Here is a 16,160-nt window from a genome sequence, read left to right as displayed (position 1 = left end):
TTATTCCCAGCCCCTTTTCTCTTTTTCTAAATATTATCACAATTACACAATAACGGGAGATGGTTTTTATGCAAAAAAAGCCGGCAGCATGGACCGGCTTCTATCAATCTATTTTCCTGACAGACGGATAACATTCCAGGACAGCGGTGCGAAATGAGCTGTTATCCTTCCGCCGCTGACGAAGGATGCTCCATTGGAATGAGGGATGACTTGTTTTCTGTTATGCTGATTGGTTGCTTTGATATCCGGATGCTCAAGCACGATATGCTCAATAATGCGATAGTTTTCGAATCCTCTCAGCTTTACATCCGTCTCCATCAGCTCTTTGCTTTTATTGACGGCAAAAATGGTGAGTGTTTCTTCCTCTTCATGATAAACGGCTGCGGCATCGACATACGGCACGTCTGTAAAATCTGTGCAGTCGTATTTCGGGGATGTGATCAAGAGCTTCATAGAAGTCCCTCTTCCATAAACGGAAGCGTGCATGTAAGGATAAAAAATAGTCTGTCTCCATGCCTCCCCGCCCTTTTCAGTCATAATAGGCGCAATCACGTTTACAAGCTGAGCAAGACAGGCGATCTTTACCCTGTCGGCGTGCTGCAGCATGGTAATCAGCAGTGAACCGATCAAAAGTGCATCTTCAAAATTATAGATGTCTTCAAGAATCGGACGGGCAGTAATCCACGGCTTCGCCTTTTTATCGGCTTCGTTTGAGTGGTACCATACATTCCATTCATCTAAGGAGAGATGAATGGTTTTTTTGCTGCGTTTTTTCGCTTTCATATAATCACATACAGCTGTTACAGATTTGATAAAATGGTCTAAATCCATCGATCTCGCTAAATAGTTTTCAAGATGATTATCACGGTTGCCGTAATACGTATGCAAGGATATGTAATCCACATGCTCGTACGTATGCTCAAGCACACCCGCTTCCCATTCGATAAAGGTCGGCATGCCGCTGTTTGAGCTTCCGCAGGCCACCAATTCAATTGACGGGTCCGTCCATTTCATCACTTTTGCCGTTTCTGCGGCAAGCCGCCCGTATTCATGTGCCGTCTTATGCCCGATCTGCCAAGGGCCGTCCATTTCATTTCCTAAGCACCATGTTTTTATTCCGTAAGGCGTTTCATAGCCGTGCGATCTTCTTAAATCACTCCAATAAGACCCTTTGGGATGGTTGCAGTATTCGACGAGGCTGCGGGCGGCATCCATTCCTCTCGTCCCGAGATTGACCGCCATATTGACTTCGGCGTTCACTTTTTTTGCCCATGTTAAAAATTCATTTGTCCCCACTTCGTTCGTTTCTGTCGTCTGCCATGCCAGGTCAAGTCTTCGCGGGCGGTCCTTCACCGGGCCGACGCCGTCCTCCCAGTTATAGCCGGAGAGAAAATTGCCGCCGGGATAGCGGATCAACGGCACTTGCAATTCCTTAATTAATTCCTGTACGTCTGTTCTGAAACCTTCTTGATCCGCTTCCCGATGATCAGGCTCGTATATGCCCTCATATACCGCCCTGCCCATATGTTCAATAAACGAACCGTAAATCCGTTTATCCACTTCACCGATGATATATTCTTTATCTGCGATAATTCCCGCTTTTTTCATTATGTTTCCTCCCCGTGTTTATCCTTTAACTCCGCCGACTGTCAGACCGGAAATAAAGTATTTTTGGAAAAATAAGAATATGATGATAACCGGCAGAATCGCAAAAACCGAACCGGAAATCAGCATGTCATAATTATTGCCGTACGGACTCAGCAAACCTGACAGCCCGATTGGAAGCGTAAACATTTCTTTCGACCGAAGCACGATCAGCGGCCATAAAAAGTTATTCCAGCTATTTAAAGACTGGAGGATGATCATCGCGCCGAATGCCGGCTTCATCAGCGGCGCCATAATTCTGAAGAAAATTCCGAATTCGGTGCAGCCGTCCATCCTTGCTGAATCCAGCAGGTCTTTCGGAAGCCCGAGGGCATATTGCCTGAAAAAGAAAACGGCGACAGGCGACACAATAAACGGCAAAATCACACCCATATAAGAATCAATCAAATGAAGGCCCACCGTCAGTTTAAATAACGGCAGCATCATGACCTCAAGCGGCACCATCATAATGATCAGCACAAGAACAAAAATGACATTTCTGCCTTTAAACTCATACACACCAAGCCCGTAGCCAATCATAGAGGAAAAAAACAGTGTCAGTACCGTAGTGAGAATGCCGAGCACAAGACTGTTAAAAAACCATTTAAAATAGATGCTTCCTCCGCTGAATAAGTACGTGTAGTTATCCAAACTCATCACATCAGGGTCCAGACGCAAATTCAGCCCGATACGCATTAGCTCAGACGACGGTTTTAACGAGCCGAGCAATAAGCAGAGCATCGGAAAAATATAAAGCAGACTCAGCATGATAAAAAACAGCGTAAACGCAATTCTGTACACGGCTGACATGTTATGGCCATGCATCGATTACCCCTCCCCTTTAAACGAACCTGACAATTTTAGCGAAACCAGGCTGACAATTAAAATGACAAGCAAAAGGACAATACCGATTGCCGCCCCGTACCCCATTTCATTGTAAGCAAGCCCCTGCTGATACAAATAGCCGACAAGCGTGAGACCGATATTCCCCGGGGAATTATTTTGCCAAAGCACATAGCTTTCTTCAAACATCCTAAATCCGCCAATGATACTGATGGTTAACACATAAACGGAGACCGGCTTTAAAAACGGAAGGGTAATGTGCCGGAATTTTTTCCACGTACTCGCGCCGTCAATATCCGCAGCCTCGTACAGCTCTTTCGGCACGTTTTGCAGGCCTGCCAGAAAATAAAGAATGTTAATGCCCATCCACCTCCACGACGCAAGCAGCACCATCAAAAACATGCCCGTTTCTTTATTGTTGAGCCAGTTCTCCGGAGAGGCGCCCAGTTTGATCAGGATTTCATTTGCCAGCGAGGTGTTCATTTCGCCGAAAATCAGGCGGAAGATAATTCCGGCTACGATCGTCGATGTTAAAGCCGGTATAAAAAGAGCCGATTTAAAAACATTCCTGAACCTGACCAGCTTTGAGTTCAGGATCACCGCCAAAAGAAGCGGCACGGGAATCAGCACTAAAAGCGTCCAAAAGGTGTATTCCAATGTATTGAATAAAGCGGTATAAAAGGTTGGATTAAGGAGAGAGGTATAATTGGAAAAACCGACAAATGTGATTTCCCCCGGCAGTATTCGCTGAAAACTCATGATGAAGACGCTGATGATGGGGTATAAAAAGAAAACGAGAAACGAAATGATAAAAGGCGCTGTAAAAAGATAAGGCGCCGCTTTTTTTGAATACAGCACATTGCGCCGGCGCGGCTCCTTACGAACTGAAGAAACGGTTTGCGCTGTCTGCGTCTTTACAGGTTTCATGTGAACTCCCTCCCCCGCTTTCTCTGGTAAATACGGCGGCTCGTCATTTTTCCAATTGCTCCGCCGCTTCGTCCAAGGCTTCCTTAGGTGATTTTTCCTGTGTCTTGAGCGCGTCGAACAGCACCTGTCTGACAACGAGATCGGCTGCTTTAGAGAAATCTTCATGCAAATAAATCGGATTGATTTCATCCTTCACTTTAAGCAGCGCGGAGAAAATCGACGTGCCGTTTTGAAAGAACTCCGTGTATTTGTTTTTCTCCTTCAATTCTTTTGAATCCCATACGTCCCAGCGCAGCGGATCAAAGCCGAGCACGGTCCAAAGCTTTATATTCCCTTCCTTTGAACCTTTCGCAAATCCGAGAAATTCTTTCGCAAGCTCCAAGTGTTTTGCTTGTTTCGGCACAACGGTGGCTGTCCCGCCTAAACCCGCAGATCGGTCGCCGCCTTTTTTCCAGGCCGGCAGAGGGTAAATAGCCATTTTCCCTTTTAAATCCGGCATATAATCGATAAACCGCCCCATGTACCATATCGGCATCAGCACCGAAGCAGCCCCGCCCTGATTCATAAAGCCATAGTATTCTTCGCTGTGATGGCCGCCTCCGGGAGCAGGCAGGAGGGTTTTATCATTCACCATGTCTTTTAAATAGTGCAGCGTGTTTACATTTGTCTTGCTGTTGAGGATGAGTTTTCCGTTTTTGCTGAAGTAGCCTGAACCTTGCTGTGAGATCATTGAAAGGAATGTGCCGGAGTCGTTTGTTTCAACTGTGCCCATCGGTTTTCCGGCGGCTTTGCGCACCCTTTTGCCGGCTTGCCGGTAATCGTCCCACGTCTTGATATCAGCAGGATTTACGCCCGCTTTTTTCATTATTTCCATGTTGTAAAACATGACGGTCGTCCCGACATGTGTATCAAGGCCGTACAGTTTTCCGTTTTTGCTGTATAACGCAAGGCGTGCCTCCACAAATTTATCACGGTCTTTTTCAATAAGCGGAGTCAAATCGGCAAGAGGTATATCCTTACCCTTCAAAAAGTTGGAAAATCGACTTAACTCCACATCGGCTATATCGGGAAGACCCTCGCCGGCGATCAGCGAGACGGATAAATTATCATGCATTTGCCCGTATGGATAAACTACTGTATTCAGCTTAATTTTGCGGTCCGGATATTTTGCATTCCACTCTTTGACCATTTCTTTATAAAACTGTTCATGCAGCCCGTTAAAGGTCCAAAATGTCAGCTCCGTTTCACCTGAACGGCCGGATGATCTTTCTGCTGAACACCCGGTTACTAGTGAGAAGAGCATGACCATCAGCACCAGACATAGAGCGGTCCCTTTTTTCATGTCGTTTCCCCTTCCACTTTTAGGGCTAATGATACAAATGGTGTCCAAAGAGCACATCATGTTCATTTATGATTTTTAAACCCGTATAACGGTCTCTCAGCGTATGCGCATGTTTGAAAGCCTCACTGACTATGTCCTCTTCCACACCGATTTCATTGAAATAAGCGGGGCCTCCCACAGAAGTGAGCCAGCCGGCAATTGTTTTTCCGTCAGGCAGCGTGTCATATGCCGATTGAATGGCGTCACGGGTGTGGGGAGGAAGTTCTGTCAGCCTTTCATGACGGGCAAGCCTTTTGTAAATGTCACTAAGCATAACGCACGCACAGCCTACCTTCGCTCCGTGGAGAATTTGAGGCTGTTTTTTCTTCAGTAATGCCATCTCGATCCAATGTGAGATGTGATGCTCTCCTCCTGACGCCGGACGGGAGTGATCCAAGGCAAGCATGATAAGGCCTGAGACGATTAACGCTTCCATCAGAATCCGGATGCCCGCTTCTGTTCTCATCGCAATGTCATTGCGGTTGTCAATGCATTGCAAAAGCGCGTCTTTCACAAGTGCTGCCCCGGCTGCCGAGTACGGCTCCCCCGAAAGCCGCCGGGAAATGTCCCAATCAGCCAGCGACGTGATTTTGCCGAGCATATCGCCGAATCCCGCCGCTGTCATGGAACGGGGCGCATCTTTTAAGAGATTCGTATCCGCAAATAAGGCGATCGGCGCTTTCGTTTGAATCGTCGTTTTGGTTCCGTTTAATAGTAACGGCGATCCCGCCGATGTGAAGCCGTCTACTGAAGGAGCGGTAGGAAACGATACAAACGGCAGATCACGCTGATAGGCGGCAAACCTTGTCATATCATGAATCGTTCCCGAGCCGACCGCGAGTAATGCGTCTGCTTCTTGCGTGATACGGATCAGCGTATAGACCAGAGATCGTTCATCAGCCGTCACATCCCCGGACTCATTTTCCGGGATGATAATGCTTGCCGCTTTTATCCCGCCGTCATTCAAGGCTGTCTCCAATACCCGGCCCGCTGCTTCGTAAGTATTCCGGTCGCAGATGAGCATCGTGTTGTTCCAGCGTTTTTTTTGCAGAAATCGAAGAAGCTTCTCTTGAGCATCTGCCCCGATAACAATGTCTTCTATTTTGATAGGAGACGGACTGCCTCCTTCTTTTTCAAATGCAGACTGAATGTCCTCTGCAATACGTTTCATAAAAGGATTCCCTCCTTCGCTAATTCTGTCAGATCCTTTATTGAATTCAGCACGATGTCAGGTTCATAGAGACGGTGTTCACCAAGCTTGCTAGAGCCTGTCAGAACTAACACGCTCCTCATCCCGTACAGCCTGCCCATCGCGATATCTGATTCGAGGCTGTCACCGATAATGGCGCATTCACCGGGGGTGAGACCGAGCGCTTCACAGGCAGCTTCAGCCATCAGCCAAGACGGCTTGCCGATGACAAGCTCCGCTCTCGTCCCGGCCGCTGCTTCAATGGCGCCGAGCATTCCGGCCACATCAATGGCATGGCCGTCTTCTTTCGGAAAAGAGCGGTCCCGATTGGTGGCGATGATACGCGCGCCTGAGGAGGCCGCTTGAAAAGCCAGATTCAGATCTTTATAGGTAACGGTTTCATGCAGGGAGATTATGAGCCAATCTGCCGCTTTCGGTTCCGCCGCCAGGGCGATGTCCGCTAAGGCGAGTTCATCTGTCAGCCCCTTTTCCCCTAACACCCATACCTGTGAAGAAGGATACTGTTTCTTTAAAAAAGCGGCGGTGACACTGGAGGAAAGCACGATGTTACGCTCATCTGTTACAATACCGGCGCCGAGCAGCTTCTTCCGGCACATCGCCCTTGACATATTGCCCCGGTTGCTTAAAAACACGATGTTTTTGTTTAATGCCTGAAGGGTGTGAATCGCTTCTTTTGCGCCGTCAATCAGCTCCTGCCCTCTGAATACGGTTCCGTCCAAATCGATCAGGAATCCAGGTGTGTCAAGATTGGCCATAATATGCGTTCGCCCCGTGTTTTCTGTAAAAGTGCTTCTCATGCAATACTGTATTAATCGGGCTGACCTGTTCGTTCAGCATGATTGAACGGTAAGCCATTTCTGCGACTGTTTCCAGCACAACGGCGTTATGCAGCGCGTTTAATGCATCCGAACCCCAGCAGAACGGGCCGTGGCTGTTTACAAGGACGCCCGGAATTTGTTCATACTGCTGGTTTTGGAAGGTTTCTGCAATGACCTTACCTGTATGATGCTCGTAATCTTTTATAATCTCTTCGTCGTACATTTCCCTTGTGCAGGGAATCGCGCTTTCAAAATAATCCGCGTGAGTCGTTCCGAGAGCTGGAATGTCCCTTCCGGACTGAGCCCAGCTCGTCGCCCACGGTGAATGGGTATGGACGATTCCGCCGATATTCGGAAAGGCTTTATATAAATAAAGATGGGTCGGCGTGTCAGAGGAAGGCTTAAGTGTGCCTTCAAGGATGCCGCCCTCTTCATTCAGGACAACCAGCTTGTCAGCTGTTAATTCGCTGTACTCGATACCGCTCGGTTTAATGACAATTCTCCCGCTCTTTCTGTCAATGCCGCTGACATTTCCCCATGTGAATGTGACAAGTTTATGTTCCTTAAGCTTCAGATTGGCGGCAAGCACTTCTTCCTTCAACTCTTCAAGCATGGCGGCCTCCCTCTTTCGTAAACTGGCGGTTTTTTATTGTCTTCAGGCGTTTCATGACATTGTTTTCTTTACCGAAGTATTGAACCAGCTTTTTATATTCCTCATATAAGCTGTCATAAACCTCAGATCTATCCGCATTTGGGGTGTAGGAGTATTCCTTCAATTTTCCCATATGCGCGGCAGCCTCCGTAATACTGGAGAATCCTCCGTTTTCCTTTCCTGCTGCGAGCGCTCCGAAAATGGCAGAGCCTAGCGCGGGCGCTTGCGAAGAACCGGATAATTTAATCTCCATATTTGTGATATCTGCATAAATCTGCATGATAAACGGATTCTTCTCGGCAATTCCTCCGGCTGCGTATAGCTCTTCGACCGGAACGCCGTTTTCTCTGAACGTTTCAATGATCATGCGCGTTCCGTATGCAGTAGCCTCGACTAACGCCCTGTAGATTTCCTCCGGTTGTGTGTGCAGTGTCATGCCGAGCATCATGCCCGTCAAATCGGCATCTACTAAGGTTGAGCGGTTTCCATTCCACCAGTCGAGCGCCAGCAAACCGCTTTCACCCGGCATTAGCTGATCGGCTTTTTCGCTTAAAAGCTCGTGGATGCCCATCTTTCCCGCCTCTGCTTCCTTCAGGCAGTCACTCGGCACACACGTTTTCACAAACCAATCAAAGTGGTCGCCGACGCAGGACTGTCCCGCTTCATACCCAGCATACCCGGGTAAAATGCCGTTATTAACGACGCCGCACATGCCGGGTACGATATTGACTTGTTCCCCAAGCAATACATGGCAGGTTGAGGTCCCCATAATCATCAGCATTTTCCCCGGCTCCGTGATGCCGACGGCCGGTACTGAGACGTGAGCGTCAACATTAGCCACAGCGACGGCTGTTCCCGGAAGAAGCCCGGTCAGCTCGGCCATTTTCTCCGTTAATTCCCCGGCTTTTTCACCGACTGAATAAATCGTTCCGCTCAGTTTATCTCTTGTAATCGTTTTCATTAATGGGTTCAGCTTCTCGAAAAATCGGTCCGGCGGATACCCCGTCTCCTCATCCCATATCGCCTTGTAACCCGTTGTACAATTGCTTCGTTTTAATGAGCCGCACAATTGGTATACTATCCAGTCAGCCGCTTCCATCATCCGGTCTGACGCTTCGTAAATATGCGGCGCCTCCTCAGCAATCTGCATGACTTTCGGAATCATCCATTCAGAGGAAATTTTCCCGCCGTACCTTTCTAAAAAGGATTCACCGTTTTCTGCGGCTATGCTATTCAAGCGATCCGCATACTTTTGGGCGGCATGGTGTTTCCACAGTTTCACGTAACTGTGAGGCTCCCCTTCAAATTCCGGCTTCATGCAAAGCGGCTGTCCGGCTTCGTCCACCGGCAGAATGGTGCACGCCGTAAAATCTATTCCTATACCGATAATCTCTTTTGGATCAACCCCCGTCTTCCGAAGCAGCTGCGGGATCGCAGTCTCCAATACTTCGATATAATCGGCCGGATGCTGAAGCGCCCAGTCCCGCGGGAGTTTTTCACCGGTCTTCGGCAGCACATGATCGATAACGGCATGCGTATATTCTTTTACGGCGGCCGCCATTTCTTCTCCGGTTCGGACATTCACCAGAACCGCCCGGCCGGACAATGTGCCAAAGTCCACACCAATCGTGTAAGTCATGTCAAATCCCCCCAAACCGGTATAATGCGTCATTCCATTTCAGCTCTTTTTTCAGTTCGCGGATATTCGTGTCACGAGAAATGAAGATGCTTTCGATACCTGCCATTTCAGCCCAATCGAGCATCTGATCAGCTGTCAGCTTATAAGACAGACAGGTATGATGGGCTCCTCCCGCCAATATCCACGCTTCCGCAGCCGTTTTCAGCGAAGGCTCAGGCTTCCACAGCACACGCGCCACAGGTAAACTCGGCATTTCATGATCAACTTCCCGGCCCTCCGCTTCATTCAGCACGAGGCGGAAGCGACCCCCGATATCAATAATGCTCGCGATAATGGCCGAACCGCCAATTCCGTTAAATACAAACCGGGCCGGATCTTCCTTGCCGCCGATTGACAGGGGATGAACTTCAATTTTCGGCTGATCAAGAGCGACCGTCGGGCACACTTCAAGCATATGGGACCCGAGAATCATCGCATGACCCGGCTCAAAATGATACGTATAGTCTTCCATGAAGGAGGTTTGTTTCCCATCGGCCATTATTTTCATCATGCGCACGAGGGCAGCCGTTTTCCAATCCCCTTCACCTGCAAACCCGTACCCTTTTTCCATGAGGCGCTGAACGGCCAGCCCGGGAAGCTGCTTCATCCCGTGCAATACTTCAAATGATGTCGTAAACGCTGTATAACCGCCTTGTTCCAGAAAAGCCGTCAAACCGAGTTCGATTTTTGCCTGTTCTTTTATGGAAGAAACTTTTGCTTCATCCTGTTTTGTTTCGTCACTGATGATGTACCGTTTGTCATACTCTTCATAAAGCGCTTCTATTTCTGCTTCGGTGACTTTGTTCATCACCTCGACAAGGTCGCCGATTCCGTACCCGTCAACTTGCCAGCCGAATTGAATCTGGGCGCCGACTTTATCACCGTCCGTGACGGCTACATTCCGCATGTTGTCGCCGAACCGGGCTGCTTTGATATGTCTGCTTTCATTCCATGCCGCCGCAGCGCTCATCCATTGGGAGATGTCTTGTTTGATTTCTTCATCATCCCAATAACCCGCAACAACCTTTCTCGTCTGCCTCATCCTTGAATTGATGTAGCCGTATTCCCGGTCTCCGTGTGCGGATTGGTTGCTGTTCATAAAATCCATATTGATCGTTTCCCATGGAATATCGCGGTGATATTGGGTATGCAGATGCATAAGGGGCTTTTGGTAAGACGAAAGGCCCTCAATCCACATCTTCGCTGGAGAAAATGTATGCATCCACGTGATAATCCCTGCACAATTCTCGTGATATTGCGCTTCTCTCAGCAGCTCTCTAATCGATTCTGATGATGTGACAACTGGTTTATGCTTGATCTTATATCTGGATGACACCCCGCTGAGCCCCTCACAAATTCCTTTTGCGTGTTGATCGACAAGCTTAAGCGTTTCCTCTCCATATAAGTGCTGGCTTCCCGTTACAAACCAAAATTCGTAATTCTTGATCTGAAGCACATTCATTTCCCCTTCCCATCAAAATAAAGCGTTTACAATCACAAATATACGTACCAATATAAAATATAAACTACTTTAGTTTTATCTGTACGAACAATTTTATTATAGTTAAGAAGGAATGAAACTGTCAATCTTTTATTATTTCTAAAAAAAGCCAGGCGCAATTGCCCGGCAGCTCATTAATAGGAAGGCCAGCCTGAACTCCAATCAATATCGTTAATTAACATCTTCGGAATCCCATTGTTTTCGGCGTCATACGCGTGGCGCACCAAAATATTTCCGTTTACAATATCTTGACCGCCCGGCCCTATCCAGCGATTATTGCCGGAATCGAGAATCGAGCCCCCTCCTTCCGTCATGCTTTTCCCGCTTCTATCGAGATAAGGGCCCGTCATGCTTTTTGACCTTCCATAGGCAATTTTGTACGTACTATTTACACCTGCACAGCACTTATCAAATGACACCATCAAATAATAGTAGCCGTTTTGATATGTGATAGACGGAGCTTCAAGGGCGCCGCTGTTATTCGGTCTGGCAGCGATGGAATAGAGAGAGCCCGCCGGTTTCATTGTGTTTTTATCAAGCTTTGTCAATTTAATGCCGCTCCAAAAAGAACCGAACGCAAGCCACGGATTTCCGTCTTTATCGATTGTCAGTTCCGGATCAATCGCATTGTAATCATTTGCGCTTGTTGAACGGATGACAAGTCCTTCATCCTTCCAATTGCCTGAACTGAGGCTTGCTGATGACGCGAGGCCGATGGCAGAGGTGTTTTTTCCAAAGGAGGATACGGCATAGTAAAGCCAATACTTTCCGTTGTAATATTGAATATCCGGCGCCCACTGATTAAGCCCGTAATTCGGCACATAATTGCTCCACCATGACAGCGGGGCTGAAAAGATTGATTTTTGAACGGTCCACACGCCGCTGCTTTCCGCCTTTAAAACACGCAGCCCTCTCTCACCCTCCAAGCCGGTTCCGAAAGCGTACCACGTGTTCCCTTCTTTCGCCATCGTCGGATCGTGAAGCAACTCGTTTGATGCTCCCCAAAACGCTGCCGAAGCCGGTGACGCAGACATCAGCAGCAAACCGGCTGTAAATGCCGCACACAAAAAACGGATGATGCGCTTGAATCTTTTTTTCATTTTGTTCATGCCCCCTTTTTAATAAAACGCTTACAAAAAGATTGATCCCCCCTAAATTTTCTGATTTTTCCGTGTTATTTCTTATTGTAGCCGCGCCGCTTATATTTGTACAGACAAAAAAAAGAATCTGCTGAAAAAAGCAGATTCTTCCGTATCTTTATTGGTATGTAATACGATCGACCGTTTCCCGGTCCAATTTTTTAATGACTTCTGTAATCAGTTTGACCGTATTCTCATAATCATCACGATGCAAAATAGCGGCATTTGTATGAATGTAACGCGTTGCAATCGTAATAGAGAGCGCAGGCACTCCGTTTGCGGTTAAATGAATCGAACCGGAATCTGTTCCCCCGCCGGCAATGGAGTCAAATTGGTAAGGAATTCCCGCTTCTTCCGCCGTATTCACGACGAGATCGCGAAGCCCTTTATGGGACACCATTGATGCGTCATATAAAATAATCTGCGGCCCTTCGCCGATTTTGCTTTGCGCCTCTTTTTCAGAAATGCCCGGCGTATCTCCGGCAATCCCGACATCCACACCGAACGCGATGTCAGGCTGAATGTTGTGAGCGGCTGTTTTTGCTCCGCGGAGCCCGACTTCTTCCTGGACCGTTCCCACGCCGTATACGACATTCGGATGATCACTGTTTTTCAGATTTTTTAATACATCAATCGCAATCGCGCAGCCGATGCGGTTGTCCCATGCTTTCGCAAGCAGATGTTTTTCATTGTTCATCACCGTAAATTCAAAATACGGGACAATTTGATCTCCCGGGAGAACGCCCCATTCCATTGCCTCTTCACGGCTTGTTGCTCCGATATCCACAAACATCTCTTTAATATCAGCAGCTTTTTTTCTGGCGTCAGGCGGTAAAATATGAGGCGGCTTCGAACCGATAACCCCCGTAATATCGCCTTTTTTCGTTACGATTGTGACGCGCTGGGCCAGCATGACCTGAGACCACCAGCCGCCGACGGTTTGAAAACGGATAAACCCTTTATCAGTGATTTGCGTCACCATAAAACCGACTTCATCCAGATGGCCGGAGATCATGATTTTCGGCCCGTTCTCCTGTCCGGCTTTTTTGGCGATCAAGCTTCCGAGCCGATCTGTCGTGACGTCATCGGCAAATGGTTCTATGTATGATTTCATCACTTGTCTTACTTCTCTCTCATTTCCCGGTATGCCCTTGGCATCAGTTAACGCTTTCAGCATGGTTAACGTTTCATCTAATTTTTTCATCATAAACCTCCTTTTTTTCATTACTCTTCTTATTATACAGAACCAATGCGGAACCATACGATTAATTCGCCTGAAAATCGGGTAAATGTTTTTACATATTTCTTTTAAAAAAATGAAACCTTTTGTTTTGTTTTTCGTATTACATCAGATCATGATAATGTGAGGAGGTGCCTTCACACAAATGGCTATTATATTATTCAGAATTCTTTTGCTTGTGCTTCTTGTTTATTTTATTTACATGGCGGTAAAGTTTTATTCAAATCCAAAAAGAAGGCTCAAACTGGCTCAATCTAAAGAAAACTTTTACTTTTTTGATGAACAAAAAAACACGCGAAAAAATCTTCAGCTTACTTATAAAGGAGTGCTCTTTGAAGGAGAGAAACACATCCCTTCCAAAGACCACCCGCTGTTTATCCATACCATATTTGTATGGACGGAAGCTCCAGGAAAGCTGAGCGGCTTCTCTGCAGACGATTTTGAAGAGGTTGAAAAAAAGGTACTGGAACGATACCCGAATTGCAAGATTGATTGGGACCAGCCGATAAAAAAAGCAAAAAAAGCAGGCGAGCGATAAGCGCTCTCCTGCTTTCTCATTTCCTATAAATGATATACAGCAGTACAAGGGCCGATTCCGCGAAAAAGAGCAGCGGCACCCCGTATACGAAAGATCTGTGCTTCGTTTTATGCCTGAAGGCGTGCATGCCGAGCCATACGCCAAGTGACCCGAACATGACGGCGGCAAGCCATATCCGCTTCTCTGATATTCTCCACCTGTGAAGCTCTGCTCTTCGTTTATCAGCGCCCATGATCCAAAAGCCATATCCATTGATTAGTACGGCATATATAACAACAGCCATTTGTTTCACCCTTTACGTAAAAAAACCGCTCCTCTCGGGGAGCGGTTTTTGCGGCTTACTTATCTAACTGAGCTTTAGCAGCATCAGCAAGCTGATTGAAAGCAGTAAGATCGTTTACAGCAAGATCAGCAAGCATTTTACGGTTTACTTCGATACCTGAAAGCTTAAGACCGTGCATTAAACGGCTGTAAGAAAGACCGTTCATACGCGCAGCAGCGTTAATACGCGTGATCCAAAGCTTACGGAAATCACGTTTTTTCTGACGACGGTCACGGAATGCATAGTTTCCAGATTTCATGACCTGCTGGTTTGCTACTTTGTATAATGTATGTTTTGAACCGAAATAACCTTTTGCTAGTTTAAGAACCTTTTTACGACGCTTACGTGTAACAGTTCCGCCTTTTACTCTTGGCATTAGATTTCCCTCCTAATTGTTCCTTGTCCGATTACTTGATGTTAGCAAGCTGTTGTTTGATGCGTTTGAAGTCTCCTGCGCTGACAATAGCACCCTTGCGAAGCTTACGCTTTTGCTTTTGGGATTTGTTGGCGAATAAGTGACTTGTATATGCATGAGAACGTTTTAACTTCCCAGAACCTGTCTTTTTAAAACGTTTAGCAGATCCGCGGTGAGTTTTCATTTTTGGCATGGGATTTCCTCCTTATTGCTTTTCGTTTTTCGGCGCAAGCATTAAGAACATGCTGCGGCCGTCCATTTTTGGTTTTGTTTCAACTGTCGCAACTTCAGCACACGCTTCAGAGAAACGGTCCAATACGCGCTGTCCGATTTCTTTATGCGTGATCGCGCGTCCTTTAAAGCGGATAGAAGCTTTCACTTTATCGCCTTTTTCAAGGAATTTAATCGCATTGCGCAACTTCGTGTTAAAGTCGTGCTCATCGATTGTCGGACTTAATCTAACTTCTTTTAAGTTAATGATTTTTTGATTTTTGCGTGCTTCTTTGTCCTTTTTCTGCTGCTCGAATCTGAACTTTCCGTAGTCCATGATGCGGCAGACAGGCGGTTTTGCATTTGCTGCAACTAACACAAGGTCAAGATTTGCGCGGCCGGCGATTTCAAGTGCTTCCTGACGGGACTTGATTCCAAGCTGGTCGCCATTTTGTCCGATTAAGCGGACCTCACGTGCACGGATACCCTCATTAACCAATTGATCTTTGCTAATAATGAGCCACCTCCATAGTTTCTTCGAATTGATTCACAATTCATTTTGACTTGCATTCTGCAGGCAAACAAAAAGTGTGGGTATGATTACACACCCACACTACGAACATCTGCATAAATAAAAATGTACGGTCAACCTGCCAACTACATGAATGTGTCAATCAGGTGAGAAGCGGGTGCTTCTTCTTGTGATTTATATTCAATTCAATAACTATTCTACACAATACCGGAGCGTTAGTCAAGAATGACTTCTCCGGATCAACTTTTTCATTTTAACACGGTGTTGTGGTGAACGCAAGGAAAAAAGTGAAATTATGTTACGGTCATACTAATCGCTGTATTTTCACTTGAAAAACTGTTTCTAATAAACTCTTTTCCCGTAAACTCGTGAAGCTAATTCTGCATAGTAAAAAAAGCCAAGGCTTCCGCCTTGGCTTACCCTCCGATAAGTTGAACGAACACCGGAATGACCAGCACCGTTACAACCCCGACAACTACAACCGCAATGCTTGCCATTGCCGCTTCTACTTCACCCATCTCAATTCCGACAGCTACACCGAGTGCGTGCCCTGATGTGCCGAGGGCCAATCCTTTAGAGATCGGATGTTTCACTTTAAACAGTTTTAAGAATAAAGCGCCGAGGGCGTATACGATTACGGCGTTGAAAATAACGGCAAAGGCGGTAATGTCGCTGATGCCGCCGATGTCTTTTGACAAAGGCAGGGCAATTGCCGTTGTCGCCGCCTGCGGAAGCATGCTTTTCATGACAGCCGCGTCAAGATTGATACCTTTTGCGATCAAATAAACAATGGTGACTGAGCAGACAGAGCCGACAATGATGGACGACATAATCTGCCACCAATACTTTTTGAGCTTGTCTCTTTGCTTATACAAAGGAATGGCAAAAGCAATGGTCGCCGGTTCCAGGAAAAACTTAATAATGTCCCCGCCGCTTTTATAATCATCGTATGAAAAACCGCCGAGCTTCAGAAAGACGATTCCCAGCACCATTGCGACAAACAGCGGGGTGAAAAGGAAAAAGCCTTTCGTTTTCTTGAATAAAAAAGTACCGATGCCAAAGGCTGCAAGTGAAACGACAATACCGAAATATGGACTCATCCGTTTTCCC

General features: G+C 46.8%; 17 protein-coding genes and 1 other annotated feature. Of the genes, 1 reads left to right on the top strand and 16 read right to left on the bottom strand.

Annotation, left to right across the window (positions count from 1 at the left end):
- Window positions 1-108 precede the first annotated feature (108 nt).
- From arfA to J7E26_RS09270, 11 genes are all read right to left on the bottom strand, one after another.
- Window positions 109-1,608 (bottom strand): arabinosylfuranosidase ArfA, encoded by a 1,500-nt coding sequence (gene arfA, locus J7E26_RS09320; protein ID WP_214798017.1) that lies wholly within the window; start codon window positions 1,606-1,608, stop codon window positions 109-111.
- Window positions 1,609-1,626: 18 nt separating this feature from the next.
- Window positions 1,627-2,469 (bottom strand): arabinooligosaccharides ABC transporter permease AraQ, encoded by an 843-nt coding sequence (gene araQ, locus J7E26_RS09315; RefSeq protein WP_214798015.1) that lies wholly within the window; start codon window positions 2,467-2,469, stop codon window positions 1,627-1,629.
- Between the two features lie 3 nt (window positions 2,470-2,472).
- A complete protein-coding gene (gene araP, locus J7E26_RS09310) occupies window positions 2,473-3,414 on the bottom strand; it encodes an arabinooligosaccharides ABC transporter permease AraP (RefSeq protein ID WP_214798013.1) in 942 nt (313 codons plus the stop codon).
- A 43-nt stretch (window positions 3,415-3,457) separates the two neighbouring features.
- A complete protein-coding gene (araN, locus tag J7E26_RS09305) occupies window positions 3,458-4,756 on the bottom strand; it encodes an arabinooligosaccharides ABC transporter substrate-binding protein AraN (protein ID WP_214798011.1) in 1,299 nt (432 codons plus the stop codon).
- A gap of 25 nt (window positions 4,757-4,781) precedes the next feature.
- Window positions 4,782-5,966 carry a sn-glycerol-1-phosphate dehydrogenase gene (locus tag J7E26_RS09300; RefSeq protein ID WP_214798009.1) on the bottom strand — a complete coding sequence of 395 codons (1,185 nt, stop codon included), beginning with the start codon at window positions 5,964-5,966 and terminating at the stop codon, window positions 4,782-4,784.
- On the bottom strand, window positions 5,963-6,760 hold the full coding sequence (locus tag J7E26_RS09295) for a sugar-phosphatase AraL (RefSeq protein ID WP_214798007.1): 798 nt from the start codon (window positions 6,758-6,760) through the stop codon (window positions 5,963-5,965). The genes J7E26_RS09300 and J7E26_RS09295 overlap by 4 nt, the downstream gene beginning before the upstream one ends.
- On the bottom strand, window positions 6,747-7,436 hold the full coding sequence (gene araD / locus J7E26_RS09290; protein ID WP_214798005.1) for an L-ribulose-5-phosphate 4-epimerase: 690 nt from the start codon (window positions 7,434-7,436) through the stop codon (window positions 6,747-6,749). Before araD ends, J7E26_RS09295 begins: the two co-directional genes overlap by 14 nt.
- Window positions 7,429-9,114 (bottom strand): ribulokinase, encoded by a 1,686-nt coding sequence (araB, locus tag J7E26_RS09285; RefSeq protein WP_214813298.1) that lies wholly within the window; start codon window positions 9,112-9,114, stop codon window positions 7,429-7,431. Before araB ends, araD begins: the two co-directional genes overlap by 8 nt.
- 1 nt (window position 9,115) lies before the next feature.
- Entirely contained in the window at window positions 9,116-10,609 is a 1,494-nt protein-coding gene (gene araA, locus J7E26_RS09280) for an L-arabinose isomerase (protein WP_214798001.1), read from the bottom strand.
- A gap of 179 nt (window positions 10,610-10,788) precedes the next feature.
- The gene (gene abnA / locus J7E26_RS09275) at window positions 10,789-11,763 is read right to left on the bottom strand and encodes an arabinan endo-1,5-alpha-L-arabinosidase AbnA (RefSeq protein ID WP_214797999.1); all 975 of its coding nucleotides are present in this window, start codon (window positions 11,761-11,763) and stop codon (window positions 10,789-10,791) included.
- Window positions 11,764-11,911: 148 nt separating this feature from the next.
- Window positions 11,912-12,997 carry a M42 family metallopeptidase gene (locus J7E26_RS09270; RefSeq protein WP_214797997.1) on the bottom strand — a complete coding sequence of 362 codons (1,086 nt, stop codon included), beginning with the start codon at window positions 12,995-12,997 and terminating at the stop codon, window positions 11,912-11,914.
- Window positions 12,998-13,178: 181 nt separating this feature from the next.
- Here J7E26_RS09270 and J7E26_RS09265 point away from each other — a divergent pair, with 181 nt between their 5' ends.
- A complete protein-coding gene (locus J7E26_RS09265; protein WP_214797995.1) occupies window positions 13,179-13,571 on the top strand; it encodes a sigma-w pathway protein ysdB in 393 nt (130 codons plus the stop codon).
- A 16-nt stretch (window positions 13,572-13,587) separates the two neighbouring features.
- Here J7E26_RS09265 and J7E26_RS09260 read toward each other — a convergent pair whose 3' ends face one another.
- The 5 genes from J7E26_RS09260 to lrgB form a co-directional block, all read right to left on the bottom strand.
- Complete coding sequence (locus J7E26_RS09260) at window positions 13,588-13,854, bottom strand: DUF1294 domain-containing protein (protein ID WP_214797993.1); 267 nt, start codon at window positions 13,852-13,854, stop codon at window positions 13,588-13,590.
- A 55-nt stretch (window positions 13,855-13,909) separates the two neighbouring features.
- On the bottom strand, window positions 13,910-14,269 hold the full coding sequence (gene rplT / locus J7E26_RS09255) for a 50S ribosomal protein L20 (protein WP_003152495.1): 360 nt from the start codon (window positions 14,267-14,269) through the stop codon (window positions 13,910-13,912).
- A 31-nt stretch (window positions 14,270-14,300) separates the two neighbouring features.
- The gene (rpmI, locus tag J7E26_RS09250) at window positions 14,301-14,501 is read right to left on the bottom strand and encodes a 50S ribosomal protein L35 (protein ID WP_003152493.1); all 201 of its coding nucleotides are present in this window, start codon (window positions 14,499-14,501) and stop codon (window positions 14,301-14,303) included.
- Window positions 14,502-14,513: 12 nt separating this feature from the next.
- Window positions 14,514-15,035 carry a translation initiation factor IF-3 gene (gene infC, locus J7E26_RS09245; protein WP_071543361.1) on the bottom strand — a complete coding sequence of 174 codons (522 nt, stop codon included), beginning with the start codon at window positions 15,033-15,035 and terminating at the stop codon, window positions 14,514-14,516.
- Between the two features lie 59 nt (window positions 15,036-15,094).
- Window positions 15,095-15,225 (bottom strand) — a sequence feature (ribosomal protein L20 leader region).
- A gap of 241 nt (window positions 15,226-15,466) precedes the next feature.
- Window positions 15,467-16,150: an antiholin-like protein LrgB gene (gene lrgB, locus J7E26_RS09240; protein ID WP_214797991.1), complete on the bottom strand. Its 684-nt coding sequence runs from the start codon at window positions 16,148-16,150 to the stop codon at window positions 15,467-15,469.
- Between the last annotated feature and the right edge of the window lie 10 nt (window positions 16,151-16,160).

Source organism: Bacillus sp. ISL-51, from assembly GCF_018613535.1.
Classification (GTDB): Bacteria; Bacillota; Bacilli; order Bacillales; family Bacillaceae; genus Bacillus.
The sequence above is the reverse complement of the archived record's forward strand: the minus strand, read 5'-3'. Positions and strand labels throughout refer to the sequence as shown.

What these genes read in the sequence shown, in the direction of transcription:
- arfA (WP_214798017.1), bottom strand. Translation starts at nt 1,608, where the DNA reads ATGAAAAAAGCGGGAATTATCGCAGATAAAGAATATATCATCGGTGAA.
- araP (WP_214798013.1), bottom strand. Translation starts at nt 3,414, where the DNA reads ATGAAACCTGTAAAGACGCAGACAGCGCAAACCGTTTCTTCAGTTCGT.
- lrgB (WP_214797991.1), bottom strand. Translation starts at nt 16,150, where the DNA reads ATGAGTCCATATTTCGGTATTGTCGTTTCACTTGCAGCCTTTGGCATC.
- rpmI (WP_003152493.1), bottom strand. Translation starts at nt 14,501, where the DNA reads ATGCCAAAAATGAAAACTCACCGCGGATCTGCTAAACGTTTTAAAAAG.
- araB (WP_214813298.1), bottom strand. Translation starts at nt 9,114, where the DNA reads ATGACTTACACGATTGGTGTGGACTTTGGCACATTGTCCGGCCGGGCG.
- rplT (WP_003152495.1), bottom strand. Translation starts at nt 14,269, where the DNA reads ATGCCAAGAGTAAAAGGCGGAACTGTTACACGTAAGCGTCGTAAAAAG.
- J7E26_RS09265 (WP_214797995.1), top strand. Translation starts at nt 13,179, where the DNA reads ATGGCTATTATATTATTCAGAATTCTTTTGCTTGTGCTTCTTGTTTAT.
- J7E26_RS09295 (WP_214798007.1), bottom strand. Translation starts at nt 6,760, where the DNA reads ATGGCCAATCTTGACACACCTGGATTCCTGATCGATTTGGACGGAACC.
- J7E26_RS09260 (WP_214797993.1), bottom strand. Translation starts at nt 13,854, where the DNA reads ATGGCTGTTGTTATATATGCCGTACTAATCAATGGATATGGCTTTTGG.
- araD (WP_214798005.1), bottom strand. Translation starts at nt 7,436, where the DNA reads ATGCTTGAAGAGTTGAAGGAAGAAGTGCTTGCCGCCAATCTGAAGCTT.
- abnA (WP_214797999.1), bottom strand. Translation starts at nt 11,763, where the DNA reads ATGAACAAAATGAAAAAAAGATTCAAGCGCATCATCCGTTTTTTGTGT.
- J7E26_RS09300 (WP_214798009.1), bottom strand. Translation starts at nt 5,966, where the DNA reads ATGAAACGTATTGCAGAGGACATTCAGTCTGCATTTGAAAAAGAAGGA.
- araN (WP_214798011.1), bottom strand. Translation starts at nt 4,756, where the DNA reads ATGAAAAAAGGGACCGCTCTATGTCTGGTGCTGATGGTCATGCTCTTC.
- araQ (WP_214798015.1), bottom strand. Translation starts at nt 2,469, where the DNA reads ATGCATGGCCATAACATGTCAGCCGTGTACAGAATTGCGTTTACGCTG.
- J7E26_RS09270 (WP_214797997.1), bottom strand. Translation starts at nt 12,997, where the DNA reads ATGAAAAAATTAGATGAAACGTTAACCATGCTGAAAGCGTTAACTGAT.